The 17227-nt window shown below is 47.8% G+C and carries 14 protein-coding genes; 3 read left to right on the forward strand and 11 right to left on the reverse strand.

Annotated elements, in window-relative coordinates:
- Positions 1–295: 295 nt before the first annotated feature.
- The 9 genes from VN105_RS17360 to VN105_RS17400 form a co-directional block, all read right to left on the reverse strand.
- Complete coding sequence (locus VN105_RS17360) at positions 296–1849, reverse strand: RagB/SusD family nutrient uptake outer membrane protein (RefSeq protein WP_325642795.1); 1554 nt, start codon at positions 1847–1849, stop codon at positions 296–298.
- 24 nt (positions 1850–1873) lie between these two features.
- On the reverse strand, positions 1874–5128 hold the full coding sequence (locus VN105_RS17365; protein ID WP_325642796.1) for a TonB-dependent receptor: 3255 nt from the start codon (positions 5126–5128) through the stop codon (positions 1874–1876).
- A 192-nt stretch (positions 5129–5320) separates the two neighbouring features.
- Entirely contained in the window at positions 5321–6361 is a 1041-nt protein-coding gene (locus VN105_RS17370) for a FecR family protein (protein WP_325642797.1), read from the reverse strand.
- Between the two features lie 80 nt (positions 6362–6441).
- Positions 6442–6936, reverse strand: a complete 495-nt coding sequence (locus VN105_RS17375; protein ID WP_325642798.1) for an RNA polymerase sigma-70 factor — start codon at positions 6934–6936, stop codon at positions 6442–6444.
- Positions 6937–7075: 139 nt separating this feature from the next.
- Complete coding sequence (locus tag VN105_RS17380; protein WP_325642799.1) at positions 7076–8029, reverse strand: D-2-hydroxyacid dehydrogenase family protein; 954 nt, start codon at positions 8027–8029, stop codon at positions 7076–7078.
- 54 nt (positions 8030–8083) lie between these two features.
- Positions 8084–8800: a LytTR family DNA-binding domain-containing protein gene (locus VN105_RS17385; protein WP_325642800.1), complete on the reverse strand. Its 717-nt coding sequence runs from the start codon at positions 8798–8800 to the stop codon at positions 8084–8086.
- The gene (locus tag VN105_RS17390; protein WP_325642801.1) at positions 8800–9825 is read right to left on the reverse strand and encodes a sensor histidine kinase; all 1026 of its coding nucleotides are present in this window, start codon (positions 9823–9825) and stop codon (positions 8800–8802) included. The genes VN105_RS17385 and VN105_RS17390 overlap by 1 nt, the downstream gene beginning before the upstream one ends.
- A gap of 13 nt (positions 9826–9838) precedes the next feature.
- Positions 9839–11056, reverse strand: coding sequence for an acyltransferase family protein (locus VN105_RS17395; protein WP_325642802.1), 1218 nt, complete (start codon positions 11054–11056; stop codon positions 9839–9841).
- 146 nt (positions 11057–11202) lie between these two features.
- Complete coding sequence (locus tag VN105_RS17400; RefSeq protein ID WP_325642803.1) at positions 11203–11523, reverse strand: hypothetical protein; 321 nt, start codon at positions 11521–11523, stop codon at positions 11203–11205.
- Positions 11524–11623: 100 nt separating this feature from the next.
- Between VN105_RS17400 and VN105_RS17405 the strand changes: the two genes are divergently transcribed.
- Together VN105_RS17405 and VN105_RS17410 are read left to right on the forward strand one after the other, a co-directional pair.
- Positions 11624–12421: a helix-turn-helix transcriptional regulator gene (locus VN105_RS17405; protein WP_325642804.1), complete on the forward strand. Its 798-nt coding sequence runs from the start codon at positions 11624–11626 to the stop codon at positions 12419–12421.
- A 59-nt stretch (positions 12422–12480) separates the two neighbouring features.
- Complete coding sequence (locus tag VN105_RS17410; RefSeq protein ID WP_325642805.1) at positions 12481–14439, forward strand: M1 family aminopeptidase; 1959 nt, start codon at positions 12481–12483, stop codon at positions 14437–14439.
- 6 nt (positions 14440–14445) lie between these two features.
- Here the strand turns inward: VN105_RS17410 and VN105_RS17415 are convergent, their stop codons facing one another.
- Both VN105_RS17415 and VN105_RS17420 read right to left on the reverse strand, forming a co-directional pair.
- Positions 14446–15156 carry a LytTR family DNA-binding domain-containing protein gene (locus tag VN105_RS17415; protein ID WP_325642806.1) on the reverse strand — a complete coding sequence of 237 codons (711 nt, stop codon included), beginning with the start codon at positions 15154–15156 and terminating at the stop codon, positions 14446–14448.
- Positions 15153–16169 carry a sensor histidine kinase gene (locus tag VN105_RS17420; RefSeq protein WP_325642807.1) on the reverse strand — a complete coding sequence of 339 codons (1017 nt, stop codon included), beginning with the start codon at positions 16167–16169 and terminating at the stop codon, positions 15153–15155. The genes VN105_RS17415 and VN105_RS17420 overlap by 4 nt, the downstream gene beginning before the upstream one ends.
- Positions 16170–16403: 234 nt before the next feature.
- Here VN105_RS17420 and VN105_RS17425 point away from each other — a divergent pair, with 234 nt between their 5' ends.
- Positions 16404–17195 carry a hypothetical protein gene (locus tag VN105_RS17425; RefSeq protein ID WP_325642808.1) on the forward strand — a complete coding sequence of 264 codons (792 nt, stop codon included), beginning with the start codon at positions 16404–16406 and terminating at the stop codon, positions 17193–17195.
- Positions 17196–17227: the final 32 nt, after the last annotated feature.

A 17227-nucleotide genomic window follows, 5' to 3' on the forward strand; every position in this document is an offset into this window, starting at 1 on the left:
CTGGGTAATTCCCAATATGAAGCCACCGGTGTATCGCGGGGTTTGGTTCCCGCTTGGATATGATTAAATCATGATGATTAATTGATAATAAATGTAAGAATAACATGAAGAAAATTATCCCATACATACCTTTCATTACAATAACAGTGTTAATGGAATATAGCATTTATACTGTAGCGACAAGCAATATCGTTTTCTCTATTAAACATTATAATTCCAATACAGCTTAAGCCAACAAAAAAAAGTGCCGCAGACCAAACTCCTGCGGCACCCTATAAAAGCTATCACCTCTGAATCAATACCCTGGATTCTGCACCAGCTCCGGTGCATTCCTATCAATCTCAGTTTGAGGGATAGGCCAGAACTCATAGTTAGCTTTATATTTCGTTTTCACGGCAGGCTGTAATGGATTAGGTACAAACCCATCCAGCTTCTGTACGGCAATGCCCCATCTTCTCAGGTCAAAATAGCGGATTCCTTCAAGGGCAAATTCCACGCGTCTTTCATGCCTGATACGGGTGCGCATATCGGTTTGCGATAGTCCGGCGGGGAGGTCGGGCATATTGCTGCGGTTCCTCACTTGTTTGATAGCGGTATAAACGGAAGCATCCGGACCAACGGCTTCATTCTGTGCCTCGGCGTACATGAGCAGGATATCGGCGTAGCGGAGCAGCACAAAATCATTGTCGTCGATGGTGCCGTAGTCCGGATCAACCAGGGAGGGATCCAGCCACTTTTTTACGGCGTAGTAGCCGGCTGTCCAGCTGTCTTTGCCGGGAGTGGCTATTGCCAGCGCGCCGGTGAAGGGCCATCCCTGGGCTTTGGTATCGCCGGGGAAGAAGAAGGTGAGGCGCATGCGCGGATCCCGGTTCTCAAAAGGTTTACCTTTTACATACACGGCTGAAGAGGCAGTGTCTTTACCATCTGAGGCTTCGTATTCGTTGATCAGGTCCTGTGTTCCCTGTTCTCCTTTCCAGCGTTGGAGGTTTACGGAAATAGCCACATCCTGGTGGAGCATATTCGGGCGCTGGTATTTCACGGAGAACATAATTTCTTTACTGTTACCCTGGTCAGGTTTATAGAAGTTGCCTGCGTAGCTGGCAAACAGGCTGAACTTGTTGGCGGTCATGATTTCCTTTGCCAGTGCGGCTGCTTCGGCATATTTTTTCTGGAAAAGCAGCACTCTTACTTTATAGCCCTGGGCAGTGGCTTTTACTGCATGGCCATCTGTATAGGTGGCATCGGGTAATGCAGCAATGGCGAGGTCCAGGTCTGCCAGCACCTGTTTTAATACATCGGCCCGGTCGGATTTTGGGCGGGTCGATTTGTAGTCTACCTGGAAAGGATCTTCTGTAATGATAACGGTATTGCCATAGAGCTGTGCCAGCCAGAAGTAATTAAAAGCCCGCAGGAAGTATGCTTCTCCTTTATACAGGGTCAGCTTATCTCCACTCAGTACTTTATCTACATTGGCAAGAAAAGAGTTGGCGGCTGCTATTGCCTGGTAGCAGTTTGCGTAATAAGCATATACGAAATCGCCGGATTGCGGGGTGATGCCGGAAGTAAGGGCATTAAGGCCTCCGCCATAATTATATTGACCGTAGGAATCGTCTGTGAAATTGTCCCAGGCAAAAACGGTGAACTGCGAGGTAGCATATCCTCCGCTGCTGCTGTACAGGTAATTATACAGGCCGGTGAGGGCTTTGTCGGCATCTTCGGGTGTTTTCCAGAAGAAGGAGGATGCCAGTTTATCCGGTGGTGTTACATCCAGCAAATCTTTTTTACATCCGCTGAGCAGCGTAAAGGCTGCAACTGTTATTATTAGGAGGTATTGCTGATACTTTTTCATAACTGAATCTTTTAACAGGGAAAATTAAAACTGAACCATGGCGCCAAATGTGTATGTTTTGGTTTGCGGGTAGGTAACATAGTTACCATCGCCTACACGTTCAGGATCGAGGCCGGGAAATTTGCTGATGGTAAATACGTTTTCAGCACTGAAGAACACCCGCAATGATTTTATGCTGATCCTGGAAAGCATGGCTGGCGGAAGGTTGTAACCCAGCTGTACGTTTCGGAGCCGCAGGAAGGACGCATCCTTAAGGAAATAAGTGGAAGCGTAGTTCTGCACCGGGGCGTATCCGTCGGCAACATAAATTTTTGGCATGGTGGTGCTGGGATGCTCCGGTGTCCAGCGATTCCTCCAGTCGGTGGTAGGAACAGAGCCCTGGCGGAATGGCTCTATACCCCATCCGTTTACATATATTTTTTGTCCCTGGGAGCCGTAAAGCTGGGCACTGAGATCAAAATTTTTCCAGGAAGCGCCTATGTTAAAGGCATATTGGAAAGAAGGATATTTTCCCTTGGTATAGGTTCTGTCTTTATCATCGATCACACCATCGCCATTTACATCTTTTATTTTCAGATCGCCGGGAGTGGCATCCACGGGCTGTTTGGGTGATTTGGCAATTTCATCTGCACTTTGGAAAATGCCATCCCACTGATAAAGATAGTATTCATCCAGCGGGTGACCTTCTTCACGGATAGTGGTACCGCTGATCTCCCGCTTACCAAATTCTTCCAGCACATTTTTGTAACGTTGAAAATTGGCGCCTACATACCAGGTAAAATCTTTCCCGATGCGGTCGTTGTACTGCACATTAAATTCAAATCCTTTGTTTCTCACAGCGCCGTTATTAATGATGGGCGGGTACAGTCCCAGCCACAAGGGCACCTGTGAGGTCCGCAAAATATCAAAAGTATATTTGTTGAACCAGTCGCCGGTAAAAGTAAGACGATTATCAAAAGCGGTCAGGTTAAGGCCAAAGTCCAGTACCCGTGTTGTTTCCCAGGTAAGGGTAGGGTCTATGATCTGGCTGCCGGTAAAGCCTGTGGCTATGGAAGAACCGAAAACATAGGGCCTGTTGTTGAGCGTAGACTGGTAAGGATAGGTACCAATGTTCTGGTTACCCAACTGTCCCCAGGAGGCGCGTAGTTTCAGGTCGTTGATCCATTTAACATTTTTCATGAACGATGCTTCTGAGGCACGCCAAGCACCGGAGAAGGAATAGAACAAGCCCCAGCGGGTATCGGACGGCAGCCTGGAAGTACCGTCGTACCTCACACTGGCGCCAAAAAGGTATTTGTCTTTGTAGTCATAATTGGCATTGCCATAGAAGGAGCGGATGGCCCATTTGCCGGAAGTACCGTTGTTGGTCTGGCCATCTGTTGGGCCGGCATCGAGCTCTCTCAGGAAGTTGGTAGGAAATTGCGTGCGGCTGGCATTCAGGGTATCTGCTTTATTCTGTTCCTGTTGGTAACCAGCCAGGGCCGACAGGTTATGCTCCCCGAATTTCTTCTTATAGGTAAACTGGCTGTAGTAAACAGTGTATACATTACCGTAGTTACCAACATTGAGCCCGGGTGCGCCCACATCAAGCAAGCCGGCGGGGCTCATATCGCTGAAATAGAAAGTAGGTACTGCGGGTCTGAAATCATTGTATTTATAGTTACCATAGTTCATACCTGCGCGGTTTTCCCATCTTAACCCGTCTACGATGTCCACATCGAGTGAGAGGTTGCCCTGTGCGTAGTAGTCGTTTGTACTGATCCGTACATCTTCTCCCACAATAGCTACCGGGTTCTTATTACCAAGTTCGTTGGAATAGCCCTTTTTAATCCATTTACCATCGCTGGAAGCAGGGTAGAGGGGCGACTGGGCCAGGGCAGAAAGGAACATGTCGCCGGCGCCGTTTTCAGGATACTTCCTGTCGGCATAGCGCATCTGTACATTGGTACCTATGGTCACTCTTTTATTAACGCGGGAGCTAAGGCCCAGGTCGAGTGTATATTTTTTATAATCGAAGCCAATCAATACGCCGGGTTGCGAACTGATACCCAAACCCAGGCTGTAAGTGGTGTTATCCTTGCCGCCGCTCATATTCAGGTAGTGGTTCTGCGTATAAGCTGTTTGGAAAATATCGTCCAGCCAGTTGTGGTTGGGATATTTAACACGGTCGGTGGCATTCTGGTAAAGGTCAATCTGCTGCTGGGTATAAAGAGGCGCCAGGCCTGAATTGGTCCTGGCTTCGTTCGACAGCTGCATGTATTCGGCCGAGTTTGAAATAATGTCCGGCAGTTTGGCTGCTTTCGAGATACCGAGGTTATACCCGTAGGTGAGCGAGAAGCCCGCCTTTCCTTTTTTCGTTTTCACCACAATTACGCCGTTGGCGCCGCGGGAGCCGTAGATGGCTGCAGATGCGGCATCTTTCAGCACGGAGATAGATTCTATGTCGTTTGGGTTTAAAACGGTAAGACTTCCGGGCAAACCATCTATTATCACCAGCGGATCATTGCCTGCACCACTGAAAGTGCTGATACCACGGATGCGTAATTGTATGTTTTCATTGCCTGGTTCGCCGGAACCCTGGGTAACCTGTAAGCCCGGCAACTGACCCTGCAGGAGGGAAGCGGGGTTGGTAGCTACCCGTTTATTGAGTTCTGCGCCGGAGATAGTGGCCACGGCGCTGGTTAGCTTATGTTTTTCCTGGGAGCCGTAACCAACTACCACCACTTCATTCAAACCGGATACATCTTCTTTCAGCACTATGTTGAAGGACGACTGTCCGGCAACGGGCAATTCCTGGCGCAGATACCCGATGGCAGAAATAACCAGGGTGGCATTTTCCGGTACCTGCAGGGTGAATAATCCTTCTGCTGTAGTTAGGGTGCCTGTGGTAGTGCCTTTTACCTGTACGGTAATATTGGGCATCGGGTGGCCTTTTTCGTCAACCACCTTGCCTGACACCTTTTTTGTCTGGATCCGTTCCCCGGCATTTTTAAATACCACCATGCTGTTATCGAGGATGGTGTAATGCAGCCCGGATTTGTGCGCTACTTCGTCCAGCACCGCCTTTACATCGGCTTTCTCCATTGTGAGGCTGATCCTGGGCGTTTTCTCTGTTTCATTATTGCTGTAATAAAAAGTATAGCCCGTTTTTTTCTCAAGGGAACGGAATACTTTTTCAATATCTGCGTTGACGAAGGAAACGGATATCGTGTTTTGCGAAAATCCTGCTGCAGATGCCTGGAAAAACAGCAGGAACAATACACCGGTGAATTTGAACATTAGAAATAATTTTCGTCCGTTATTAAGTAAGATAAACGTGGTTTGTTTTATTGCTTTTTTCATAACCTGGAAGGGGCTTATAAAATCAGTAAATAGGAGTGTTGTGGAGGTCCATAGCGGAAGATTCCGGCATAGCAGATCCGTTAGGGAGGATGCTCCCCGATAATAAACTTGTTCTTCATAACTTTTGATTTACTTAATTGTCACTATATCATCCTGCATGGAATAATTGAATGGTTGAATGTTCTGGAGTACTTCCAGTAGTTTTTCAATGGAAATATTATCTGCACGCCCGGAAAATCTCAACATAGCGAGCTGTTGATCCTCTATAATTATTTTTACGCCGTACCAGCGTTCGAGTCTTTGTGAAAGTGAAAGCAAGGTTTCGTTGCGGAATATCAGCTGGTTGCTCATCCACGCTGTTTCCAGCACATGAACGGTATCTGCCGGTGAAATGGCCGACAATGGCTGGCGTTCAATTTTTATTTCTTCCTTGTTACCGGGTATGTTATTTTCTTTGAGATGCCTGCCGGATGTTTTGTGAAGTACCACCTTCTGGTTGGGCGTCACTTTCATCGCTTTATGCTCGCCCGGCACTGTTACTTCCACCGCTCCTGAAATCACCGACGTTTCTTCAAAGTCTTCATCTTTGTAAGACCGCACATTAAACGAGGTCCCCAGTACCCGGATATCCATTTTTTGTGCATGGATAATAAAAGGCCGGTTGGGCGCCTGTTTTATGTTGAAGTAAGCTTCCCCGCTCAGGTAAACCTCCCGCCGGGCTTTATCCAGCTTCTCCGGGTATTTTAAGGTGCTCCCGGCGTTCAGCCATATGATACTGCCATCTGGTAGCCGGATCTTTGTTTTCATGCCGGCGTCGGTGGACACTATTTTATACCGGTGCTGTTGCTGCGACAGGTAAATGAATGTAAGCGCTGCGGTAATTGCTATCATTACGGCGGCAATAGCTACCTGGTATTTATATGCATGCAGGAACTTTTTCCGGGGGCTTTCTCCGGCAGAGATAGTCCCCAGTACTTTATCCATCAGTGCATCTGTGCCTTCCTCTCCGCGGGGAGGAGGTGTTTTGTTAAAAGACAACTGATCCAGCTGCCCCGTCCGGAGCCAGTCGCCGGGATGCTGCAGTAAAAGTTCTTCCAGTTCGGCTTTTTCTTCCGTGGAAATCTCGCCGCTCCATTGCAGCGCCAGTAATTCCCATAATCGATTGGTCATTTACAGAAAGTATGATTTCAGTTGATTCCCTATTAAGACAACGCAGAAATGGAAAACAATTAAGTGTGCAGAAAAAAAAATCAGGAGTAGGAGTATTGGAGGGAAGTGCCCAGTGCAGTCCATATTTTTTTCAGGGCGAGGGTCATCTGTACATTCACGGTGGCTTTGGAAAGGTCAAGCAGGGTGGCTACCTGTTCATAAGTGAGGCCCTCTTCCTTTACAAGGATAAATACCTGGCGGCAGCGGGGTGGTAAGGAACGGATGGCGGCGTTTATTTCGTGGAGCCGTTCTTTGCTGATCATCAGGTCCTGCGGGTTCTGAGGCGCCACTTTGCTTACCTGGATCTGCCATTCATTATGATGTGTAAGGCGCCGGCCGTTGCGTTTTAAATAATTAAGCGCCGTGTTCTTTACGGCTTTGAAAAGATAATAGCGAACATCATTTGGGGCCGTTGTTTGCTGCCGTTGCTGCCATATTTTGATAAATACATCTGCCACGATCTCCTCCGCTTCGGCTTCATTACCTGCAATACTGCCGGCAAAATACGTCAGGGAAGGGGTGAACTCTTTCATCATTTGTTTAAATAATGAAAGATCTCCTGTTGGCCAAAAAGATGTATAATCCTGATTCTGATTGCTCATAATAACGACAAAACCAAGTTAACCTATCTTTTGATAGCTACAACATGCAGTATTACCCGATTTTGATATTATATTATCCATTCACAATGCCGGATGGTTTTCCTTCGATAAAACCGGTAACATGCTCAAATGCTTTTCCGAAATAAAGCTCATAGCTGTTTTTCTCCACATACCCCAGATGTGGTGTACAAATCACGTTACGCATATTCAGGTAGTCTGTCTCTGTATTGTACACGGGTTCTTCTTCATATACATCAAGACCGGCAAACCCCGGGCGGCCATTCCGCAGGCTTTGCAGCAATGCGCCTTTTTCAATGAGTTCGGCCCGGGAGGTATTAATAAGTACCGAGGAGGGTTTCATTAAAGCCAGGTCGGCCGCTTTTACAATGCCGGTAGTAGCTTCATTTAAACGCAGATGCAGGGACACCACATCTGCTTCCCGGAAGAAATCTTCTTTGATAGCGGCTTTACGGAAGCCATCCTTTACAGCGTTTTCCCCGGAGGTTTCGCTGCCCCATACCAGTACATCAGCGCCAAATGCTTTGGCATAGCCGGCTACCATTTTGCCGATTTTCCCATAGCCCCAGATGCCGATCGTTTTCCCGTGAACGGCGCTGCCGATATTGATCTGCCATTGCCCGTTTTTCATGCCTTCAATGGCCTGCGGAATTTGCCGGAGCGTGTTCATGATCAGTATCCAGGTGAGTTCTGCCGGCGCTATGGGAGAGCCAATGCCTTCGGCTACGGCAACGTTATGCCTGGTGCAGGCTGCAAGGTCCAGGTGGGAGGATACTTTCCCGGTTTGACTGATCAGCTTCAGCTGTGGCAGTTGGGAAAGCAGTGCTTCATTTATCCGGGTCCTTTCCCTGGTGAGCACTATCACTTCTACATCAGTCAGCAGCGCGGCCAGCTTGGCAGGATCCTTCTCTGTATGGTGCAATACTAAAACATCTTGTCCGGCTAATAGTTTAAAGCAGTCCAGGCTCCTGATAATATCCTGGTAATCGTCGAGGATGGCAATTTTCATATGCGCGGTTTACTTATAGTCCCAAGTTACAAATAATTGCGGTCAACCTTTGGATCACTTATTCTTCAGCAACCGGTTATTGACTATCTTCTCCAGCAGTTCTTCTTTCTGGTATTTACTGATAGGTACTTCATGTTTACCCATGTGCAATACATTGCCTTCAATAGCGCTGATATGATTGATATTAACGAGATAGGATTTATGTGGTTGCAGGAATTGCCTGGCTGGTAAGCTTTCCTGTACTGATTTCAGCGTAGCATGGGTGATCAGTTTTTTATCTCCCGTATAAATAGCTACATAATTACCCAGGGCTTCTGCAAACAGGATATCGTTGAATATTACTTTCTCCAGTTTGTTATCTGTTTTAATAAAACAATAAGGTTGTTCCTTACTGGCCTGCTGCGTGGAAAAATAGTCGAATGCCTTGTTGGCGGCTTTAAGAAAGCGATCGAATGAAATGGGTTTTATAAGATAATCCAGTACATCCAGCTCAAAGCCTTGTATGGCGTATTGTTCGTAGGCAGTGGTGAAGATCACCTTGGGCGGATTGGGATAGCTTTTCAGGAACTCAATACCGGTAATGTAAGGCATTTCAATGTCGAGGAACAAAAGGTCTACCGGTTGTTGTTTCAGCAGGGTATTGAGCTGTATGGCATCTTCACAAACAGCAGTTACATCAAGGAAGGGCGTTTTTTCGGCATAGCGCTGTAAGCCTTCCCCGGCCAGCGGTTCATCGTCGGTAATAATACAGCGTATCTTTAATTGATCCATTATCTGGTAGCCAGTTTTAATTCCGCCAGGAAACTGTTTTCCTTTACCTGGGCAGTAAATGAGTGTTTGCCGGGATACAGCAGTTCCAGTCTTCTTTTCAGGTTATCTAATCCTATTCCTCCTTTTGCCTCGAAGCTGATCTTATCCGGGATTGAATTTTCAACGTAAAAGGATATTTCGTCCCCGTGTTTTTTCAGGTAGATATGAATATGGAAATCACCCCCTACATATTTAAAGGCATTTTCCACCAGCGGCAGGAACAGCAGTGGGTACACCTGTTCGTTATGCAGGGCTTCGTCAAAAATAACTTCCAGTTGCAGGCGTCTCGACGACCTGATCTTTTGCAGGGCAATAAAGTTCTGCAGGTATTGTATTTCATTGATAACGCTCACCATTTGCTGCTGATCGTACAACTGGTAGCGCAGCAGTTCTGAAAAACGTTCTACTGTTTTTTTTGCTGCCTGCACGTCTATATCCATCTGGAAATATATGGTGTTTAGCGCATTAAACAAAAAGTGCGGATGGTATTGCGCCCGCAGGAATTTAAGCTCCGTTTGCAGCTGGTCGTTGGTTATTTTTTCCAGCTGCAGGCGGTTGTTGATATATGCCTGTAAAAAGGCATTGCTTCTTCGCACGCCATAATATATTAAGCAATACAACAGGGGGATTATGTTGATATCGATGATGTCGAACGATTGAAGCCCGTCGTCGGTGAAAGCAGCCATCGGTGTGAGCACAATATTTTGTACCACCTGGTTGATGATGAAAACATACAGCAGTTCTTTCAGGATGATCTTATAGGAGAAGCCAGACTCAATTTTTTTATCGAAATACCGGATCAGCCGGTTAAAGGCTCCGATCAGCAGGTAGCCCATCAGTATGGAGGTAGTAATTTCGATGGCGTTCAGGAACAGTGGCCGGTACCAGAATTTCATTCCTGAAACACTGTCCGTTAGCAGGCGGATGGTAAAGTATACCAGCAGTCCATATAACGGGGGAAAGAAATATTTCCAGAATATTTTCATAATAGCTGATTCGTTAGGCTATTCCCGGCTGTGCCGGTATTAGTTTTTCTTCTCTCGCAGGGTGGCTTTTTTCTTCCTTTGCCGCCGGTTTCATACCAAACAGGAAACGCATGATGGCAAAGGGCCTGATAAACAAATGGAAGATGAATATACTGATTAAAAAAGTAACGATCACGGTAAACGCATATTTCAGTCCTACGCCATCCGGCACTCCCACAAGATAGTAGGTAAGGATCACAATTACCGTTTGATGCAGGATATAGAACGGATATACCGCCTGGTTGGCATATGCCAGTATGGGACGGGGTTTGTTCAGGTATTTTTTGGCATAACCTACAATGGCCAGTACCCACATCCACGCAGTAATGCCGCCCAGCGCCATAAACAGGTAAGTAAAAGGCATGTACCTGAAATTTTCATTGAAGTTCCAGGGCTCCAGTTTATTCCAGCGCACGTAGTTGATGATGAGCAGCCCGGTGAATGCGATAGTGAGCGAAAGCCGGCGGTTCCGTTCCAGGCTGTCCATAAACAGTGGGTTGGCAATACAGATAAATCCTGCCAGCACATAAAACAACCAGTAGAAAAAATAGCCGTAGTCGTGTACCAGGTCGCCTGTTTGCGGGAACCACACCAGCGCAAAAGTGTATACCAGGGTACCGGGAATGATGAGCAGGTAAATGTATTGCCTGTTGCCGATCCAGTTTAATTTTTGGAGCAGCTTTTTCCCGTTACCGGAGATCAGCCATACAAAGAGCGGTGCAAAAAGGATGTCGTATACCAGCAGGTAAGCAATAAACCACAGGTGATGCCAGCTCATATTGCCGTGGGGGTATACGCCGGTGGTAAACATATGGGTGTAAAAGTCCGCGTAGTTGCCTTTAAAACCCTGGGTAAGACGTTCCATGTACACCTGCGGGGGAACAATAACAAGTATGCCCACCAGCAGGGGAACAAACAACCGCCTGAAGCGCAAACCAATAAACCCGCCGCCTGTATTCCGTTGCAGCATAAAATAGCTTACTGTGCCGGAAATAAAGAACAGCAGGGGCATACGGAAGCGGTGGAGAAAGTCGTTCATTTCCAGCAGGGCATTACTGGTGGCTTTATTTTTTATATGCCATCCCCATTCGGGTATATAGGGCATGGCGGAATGGAAGAACAGCACGCCAAGGATGGCAATAATGCGGAGCCAGTCTAAGTATGCCTGCCGGGAAGATGATATTGGTTGCATAGATAATGTTTTATGCAAACCTATCTTCCCGGCGGTGTTTAAGGAAAGATTTTTGACGTTTGGACAGTTTTTGGTGTTGAAAAGAAGCTGCCGGCGGCTGCCGACTCCATAACTGCATGATGCGCATGTTTGAAGCTACTGGTCGTTTAAGTAAAGTTCAATAACTTTATCACTGACAGCTGATAGTAAGGTGGAAGACGTACATCATCATGGTAGTTGCGGAGCTCTAGCCGGGTCCCGGATACCGGGAAGCTTTTTTTTCTGCTCCTGAAAAGTTTCGTGTAGTGAATAGTCAGTAAGCCGTTATCAACTTCTATACTGTTAGTGAAAGTGCGGATGAATACAAAGCGGATGATATATATTCCTAAAGGAATAAAAAAGAAATAGATAAATAACCGCATATGAAAATAAACCTCATCATCCCGCATCAGGTTCCTGAAGTAGTTGCCACCCGCTTTGATCTCCATACATTATTTCCTTTTTCTTCGGGGGTATGGATGAGTAAGAAAACGAAACGGTTAGCGTATCTTTAATAACCGGTACACTATACATTAACCGGCTGATTTTATGAGTATCGTCCTGTCGCCCGGCAATTATTTTGGGAAAGAACAGCAGGTAGGTGAGAATGCCGCTTTCCTGCTGAACATTACGGCATATCAGCCGGATGTGCAGATCGGCGTGCATTATCACCAAAATGCTTACCTGAGTTTGCTGATCAATGGCAGTTATGAAGAAGTGAGCCGGAAAACAGACCGTGTTGTTATTCCCGGTGAAGTGCTTTTTCGCCCTGCGGGATACAGCCATGCCAATCATTTCCGGTCATCCGGCGGCAGGTGCCTGAATATAGAATTTAAGTCTAACGGCTTACAGGAGCTGGAGCTGGATCATCTACTGCCAGGGGCGGCAGCGATCTATAAAACGGGTACATTCGATTACCTGTATCGCTTGTTATACGCATTTTTGCAGGATCCCAAAAGCGCGCTCCCGGAAGAACATATGATCAGCTGGCTGTTGGAATATGCGGAGGAGAAACTGCCGGAGCGTTTGCCCTGGCTGCCCAAAGTAAAGGCCATCCTGGAAAACGAATTTGATACTCATCATACCATCCGGTCGCTGGCGGCGCGGGTATTTGTACATCCCATTTACCTGGCCCGTGCCTTTAAGGAAAGGGAAGGCATTACACCGGGTGAATACCAGTTGAAGATGCGGGTAAGAAAAGCCATGACGCTGCTGTTCACCACCTCTTTGCCGGTAACCGATATTGCTTTTTCCACCGGCTTTTCAGATGCTTCCCACCTGGTAAAGTGTTTCCGGCTATTTTATAAAGCTACTCCGCATAAGTTCAGGGCGTTGCTAAAAAGTTAATCCGGTACCATTTTTTTGGTGTTCCCGGCTGTTTCTTTGTATAAAAAAGTATGCGCCGTTTGATTGTTCTTCTATATTTGTTAGTGCCCGCCTTGTTACCCGCCCAGCGAAGACTGGATTACCGGCTGCAGGTAACCACCGATCCGGCAAAGCAATCATTTTTTGTACAGGGAGGGTTTACTTTTGATACGGAAGTGACTGCGGCCGACTCTGTAGACATTGTGATCAGCAAAGGCGCAGGCCCGGTAGCACTCCGGTTGCAGGATATGGCTGCTGTAATGGATACCCTCCATAAATCTACCGGCGATATCATTTACCGCTGGCATTTCCGCTCTCCGCTGCCGGCAGGGACCCCTTTACATTTTACCTGCGCCTATGAGCGGGGCGGTGCGCCTGCCTTCCAGTTTTACCTCGACAGTACCTTTTGCATGGCAGGCGGCTACGGCGCTGCATGGTATCCGCAGGTGACCGACGGCGCAGGTAATCATACCCGCGGCACCGGCACTGTTACAGTTATCACACCTGCAGGACTGATGCCGGTAATGGCTTCCAGTACCGTTACTACTAACGGCAATACCTATACTTTTCATTATACGCAGCCCGATATCTTTTCACTTTACATCGGCCGGTACACACGGCAGGAATACAAAGGACAAAGGTCTTTTTATACCTACAGCCTCAGTAAAGGAGTAGATGGGAATGACCTGAGCCGGAAGTCCGCTGCCGTGCTGGATTACCTGTCTTCCCAATTCGGGCCGCTGAACATTCCCAACTTTTCCATCATCGAATATCCTGACTACGTGGCGGAGATCACCGGTATCGGCGGCGCCAGTATTTTAGGCGGCGTAGCTATGCCCACCGGGGCGTTGCGCCAGTTTAACTATGCGCTCTTTGGTCATGAAATAGGTCACCAGTGGTGGGGTAATAAAGTATTGGCCGCCGGAACCAGGGGGGAGTCTATGCTTTCGGAAGGACTGGCACAATACGGTTCTTTACAGGTAGTGGGTCATTTCGATAGTGCCCATGCCATGGCGTACCGGAGAACGGGGTATCCCGGTTATATCAGCGACCAGTGCGGACTGGGTTATCTCAAAAATGCAGCCGCAGGTAATGACGAACCGTTAATTGCACTTACCGGCAACAATGGGCATACTATTGGCGACAGCAAAGGTTTTCTTGCCCTGGAGCTGTTGTCCGGTATTGTGGGCAAGCAGGTTTTCCATAAAGCGCTGCGAACCATTGGCGATAAATACAGTGCCAACGGCGTTACCTGGGAGGATTTCCAGGAGGAAGTGGAAAAAGCGCATGGCGGCAGTTTGCAGTGGTTTTACCGGCAATGGTTTGAACGTACCGGGGCTCCTTCCTGGGAAAGTAACTGGCAGCAGCAACAGGATAAACTGCAGCTCAGCATTACCCAAAAAGACAGTATATACCAGCTTCCGCTGGATGTGCTGATCACCTGTAGCAACGGGGCCACAACGTTGCAACATATCACTATCCGTAACCGCAACAACCGCTTGCAGCTGCCGGTAAATGGAACTGTAACAAAGGTGCAGGTAGATCCTTATTTTAAAGTGCTTCACTGGGACGAGGCGCTCACACCGGAAGCGCTGGCCCAGGCTAAAGTAGTGCGGGTGCTGAACCTCCGCAGGGAGCAAAAGAACGACGAAGCAATGCAACTGGCACAGTTGTACCTGAAAGAAGGCTTCCCCGACGATCACTACGGGGTAGAATATACGCTGTTGTACCAGATGGGCCGTATTGCCGCCATGCAGCATAAAGACTCAGCAGCGCTGGCGTATTATCAGCGCGCCTTGCAATGTGTATCGCGTGCGCCCGACCTGCTGGCCTATACCTACTACCGGATTGCACAGCTGGCAGCCGCTCAGCATGATGATGCACTGATGCGGTGGGCCGCGGCCAATGCGGTGAAGGCCGATGGGGCAGGGGACAGATCGGAAGGCATGGAAGCAAAAGTAGCGGCACTGTTGTTGTCCGTAGTGGCGAAAACGCCGTAACCGGCGTTATAAAAAGCGCTGCCGGATCAGCTCCATAAACGCAGGTCTGAACTTTTCACTCAATGGGATCCGTTTACCGGCAATGAACAGGTGATTGTCCTGTATCTTCTCAATATGGGAGGTATTTACAATATAGGAGTTGTGCACTCTTATGAAAGGAGGCGATAGCTGTTCTGCAATATCTTTCAGGCGTTTGTAAACCAGTATTTCTTCCCGGGTAGTTACCACCCGCACATATTCTTTCTCTCCTTCAAAGTATAGCAGTTCAGAGAGTTTCACCTGTTGCAGGGTTTTACCGGTTTTTATAAAATAATAACCGGGAGATGCATCCGGAACGGCGGCTTCCCGGATACGGGAATGCATAAACGTTGTTTCTATTTTCTGCCGCGCTGCCAGGAAACGTTTGAGTGTAATGGGTTTGAGCAGGTAGTCGATTGTCTGGAAATTATAACTGGCGGCGGCATATTCCGTATAAGCGGTGGTGAACACAATTTTTGTTTCCGGTGGCAGCAGGGCCGCCAGTTCCATGCCATCGAGCCGGGGCATATTAATGTCCAGGAAAACCAGGTCGGCTTTATTACTTTTCAGGAAGTTTAACGCCTCCAGTGCGTCGTAGCATTTTGCGAGCAGGCGCCAGTCGGTGGTTTGCTGAATATGCAGTTCCAGCAGGTTTACAGCATTGGGTTCATCATCAACGATCATGCATTTCAGGCTCATAACGGTACGGATAAGAAAGCGGTGAAATAATTGCCGGACCTGCCGGTTTGCAGGGTGAAGCTGGCGCCATACAGCAGGGTAAGGCGTTTCCGGAGGTTGTCGATTCCCGATCCGCCGGGATGATTGTGTACCTGTTGCTCCGGTAAACTGTTCCGCGTTGTGAAAAGCAGCGTGTTTTCCTGTTTCACCAGCGAAATGTCAATATGGTTCTGCATGCTGGTTTTATCGATCCCGTGTTTGAAAATATTTTCTACAAAAGTCATGAGCAGCATCGGCGGAATACTGCATCCGCCGGGTACTTCGCTGGTAAATTGCAGGTCAATGCCGTGCCTGATCCGGATGCGCTCCAGGGCAATATAATTTTCCAGGAATTTTATTTCCGTGGAGATGTCTACCTGGTCTTTCGGACTTTCATCTACAAAGTACCGCATAATATCCGACAGCCTTTCAATCAGGACCGCGGTACGCGGCGCTTCCAGGTAGGCTTCATAATAAATGTTGTTCAGCGTATTAAAGAGGAAATGCGGCTGTACCTGTGATTTAAGAAGATTGAGCTCCGTTTTTGTATTCTGTAATACCAGTGCGGCTGCCTGCGCCTTCAACTCAAAGTAAACGATCGCCATTCTCATGATAAAGCTCAGTAAAAACAGCAGGGGAATGCCGCTGAGATAGCGGAGCATTATGCCGGTGGTAATGGGTTCGGGGCGGGGGGCGAACCAGGTGTTGTAGATCCAGGTGAGCAGGAAGCCCCGGGCCAGTCCTGCTGCCAGGAGGAACAACGGCACCGTAATAACGTATATCCATATACGTCCTTTCAGGTAAAACCGCGGGTACAGCCAGCTGATATTACCGTAAATAACTACGGCGTAAAAGAGGGCGTTGAACAATGAAAAAACAGCAGCCTGCCAGAAACTATCTTCCGGCAGCATGGTAAAAAACATCATTAAAAAAACAACCACCCAAAGTACCCATTGTGCTTTCGTGGCTGCCGGCATACGGCTGATCAATTGCATGGCTCTAATTTACGAAGGTTTTACACTCCTTTGCAGGGGCCGTCGTATTATTCAATAAATGCCGGCAAGGACTCAACCGGCTGGCCGGTAGTTTCAACGGATGCCCGGTTCCATCTTCAAAAACACAAACAGGCGGATTACTAAAAAGATAACGGATACGGTTGAAATCATTTTCAGGATAACCGGAAACAGGAAACCTTTACTGATCCGATCATCTTAAATCCCCTTATCAATATGCAACCCAAACGTTACCTGAGCCTTGTTGTACTGTTAATAGCCATGCTGCCCGGTTTTGCGCAAACTGACACTATTGATCAGCAACATCTCCGGCTGAATACCGCTTTCCTGAAACCCGGCGTAAAGCAATACCTTGTATATTTCCAGCTGCCTTCCCGCAGCAACTGGCTTGATCTGAGCCTGTGGGTAAGGGAAACACAGAGAACCAGCCGCGATAATGAGCCCGTGTTCCGTATCACCCAGCACTGGTACGGCAATGATACCACCCGTTATCTTACAAGCCTCTCCTATAACAGCGTGGCCGATTTCTCGCCGTTGTACCACGCTGAAACAAGAGGCGGGAAACAGAAAGCTTATCGCTGGGCTGCTGATGGGATCAGCGGCGACACTGCCACCGTGAATAATGAAGCAGCGGATTTTAAGCTGGTTTTTAACAGGCCTAATTATAACTGGAATTTAGATATCGAAACCTTCGAAATGTTGCCTTTAAAGGCCGGTAAAACCTTTGTGATCCGGTTTTATGACGCCGGACTTGAACCGCCGGCCTATGTAATATATAAAGTAACGGGGAGTGAAATGCTGCAAACGTTAAACCAAGGGGCGGTAGACTGCTGGAAATTGTTCACCGAAGGGGAGTCGCCCCGGGGGCACTACACACAAACCTTCTGGATCAGTAAAACCGGGCATGAGCTACTGAAAGAAGAAGATTTCTTTGGCGGCTATTACCGGTACAAAGTAAAACTGCCGGGGCTGGCGCCTCAACTGGAGCCGCGGTTTACAAAATTGTAGATGGCGCCGGATCTGCACCCCGGTATCCCCGG

This window comes from Chitinophaga sp. (genome assembly GCF_035564935.1).
Taxonomy (GTDB): domain Bacteria; phylum Bacteroidota; class Bacteroidia; order Chitinophagales; family Chitinophagaceae; genus Chitinophaga.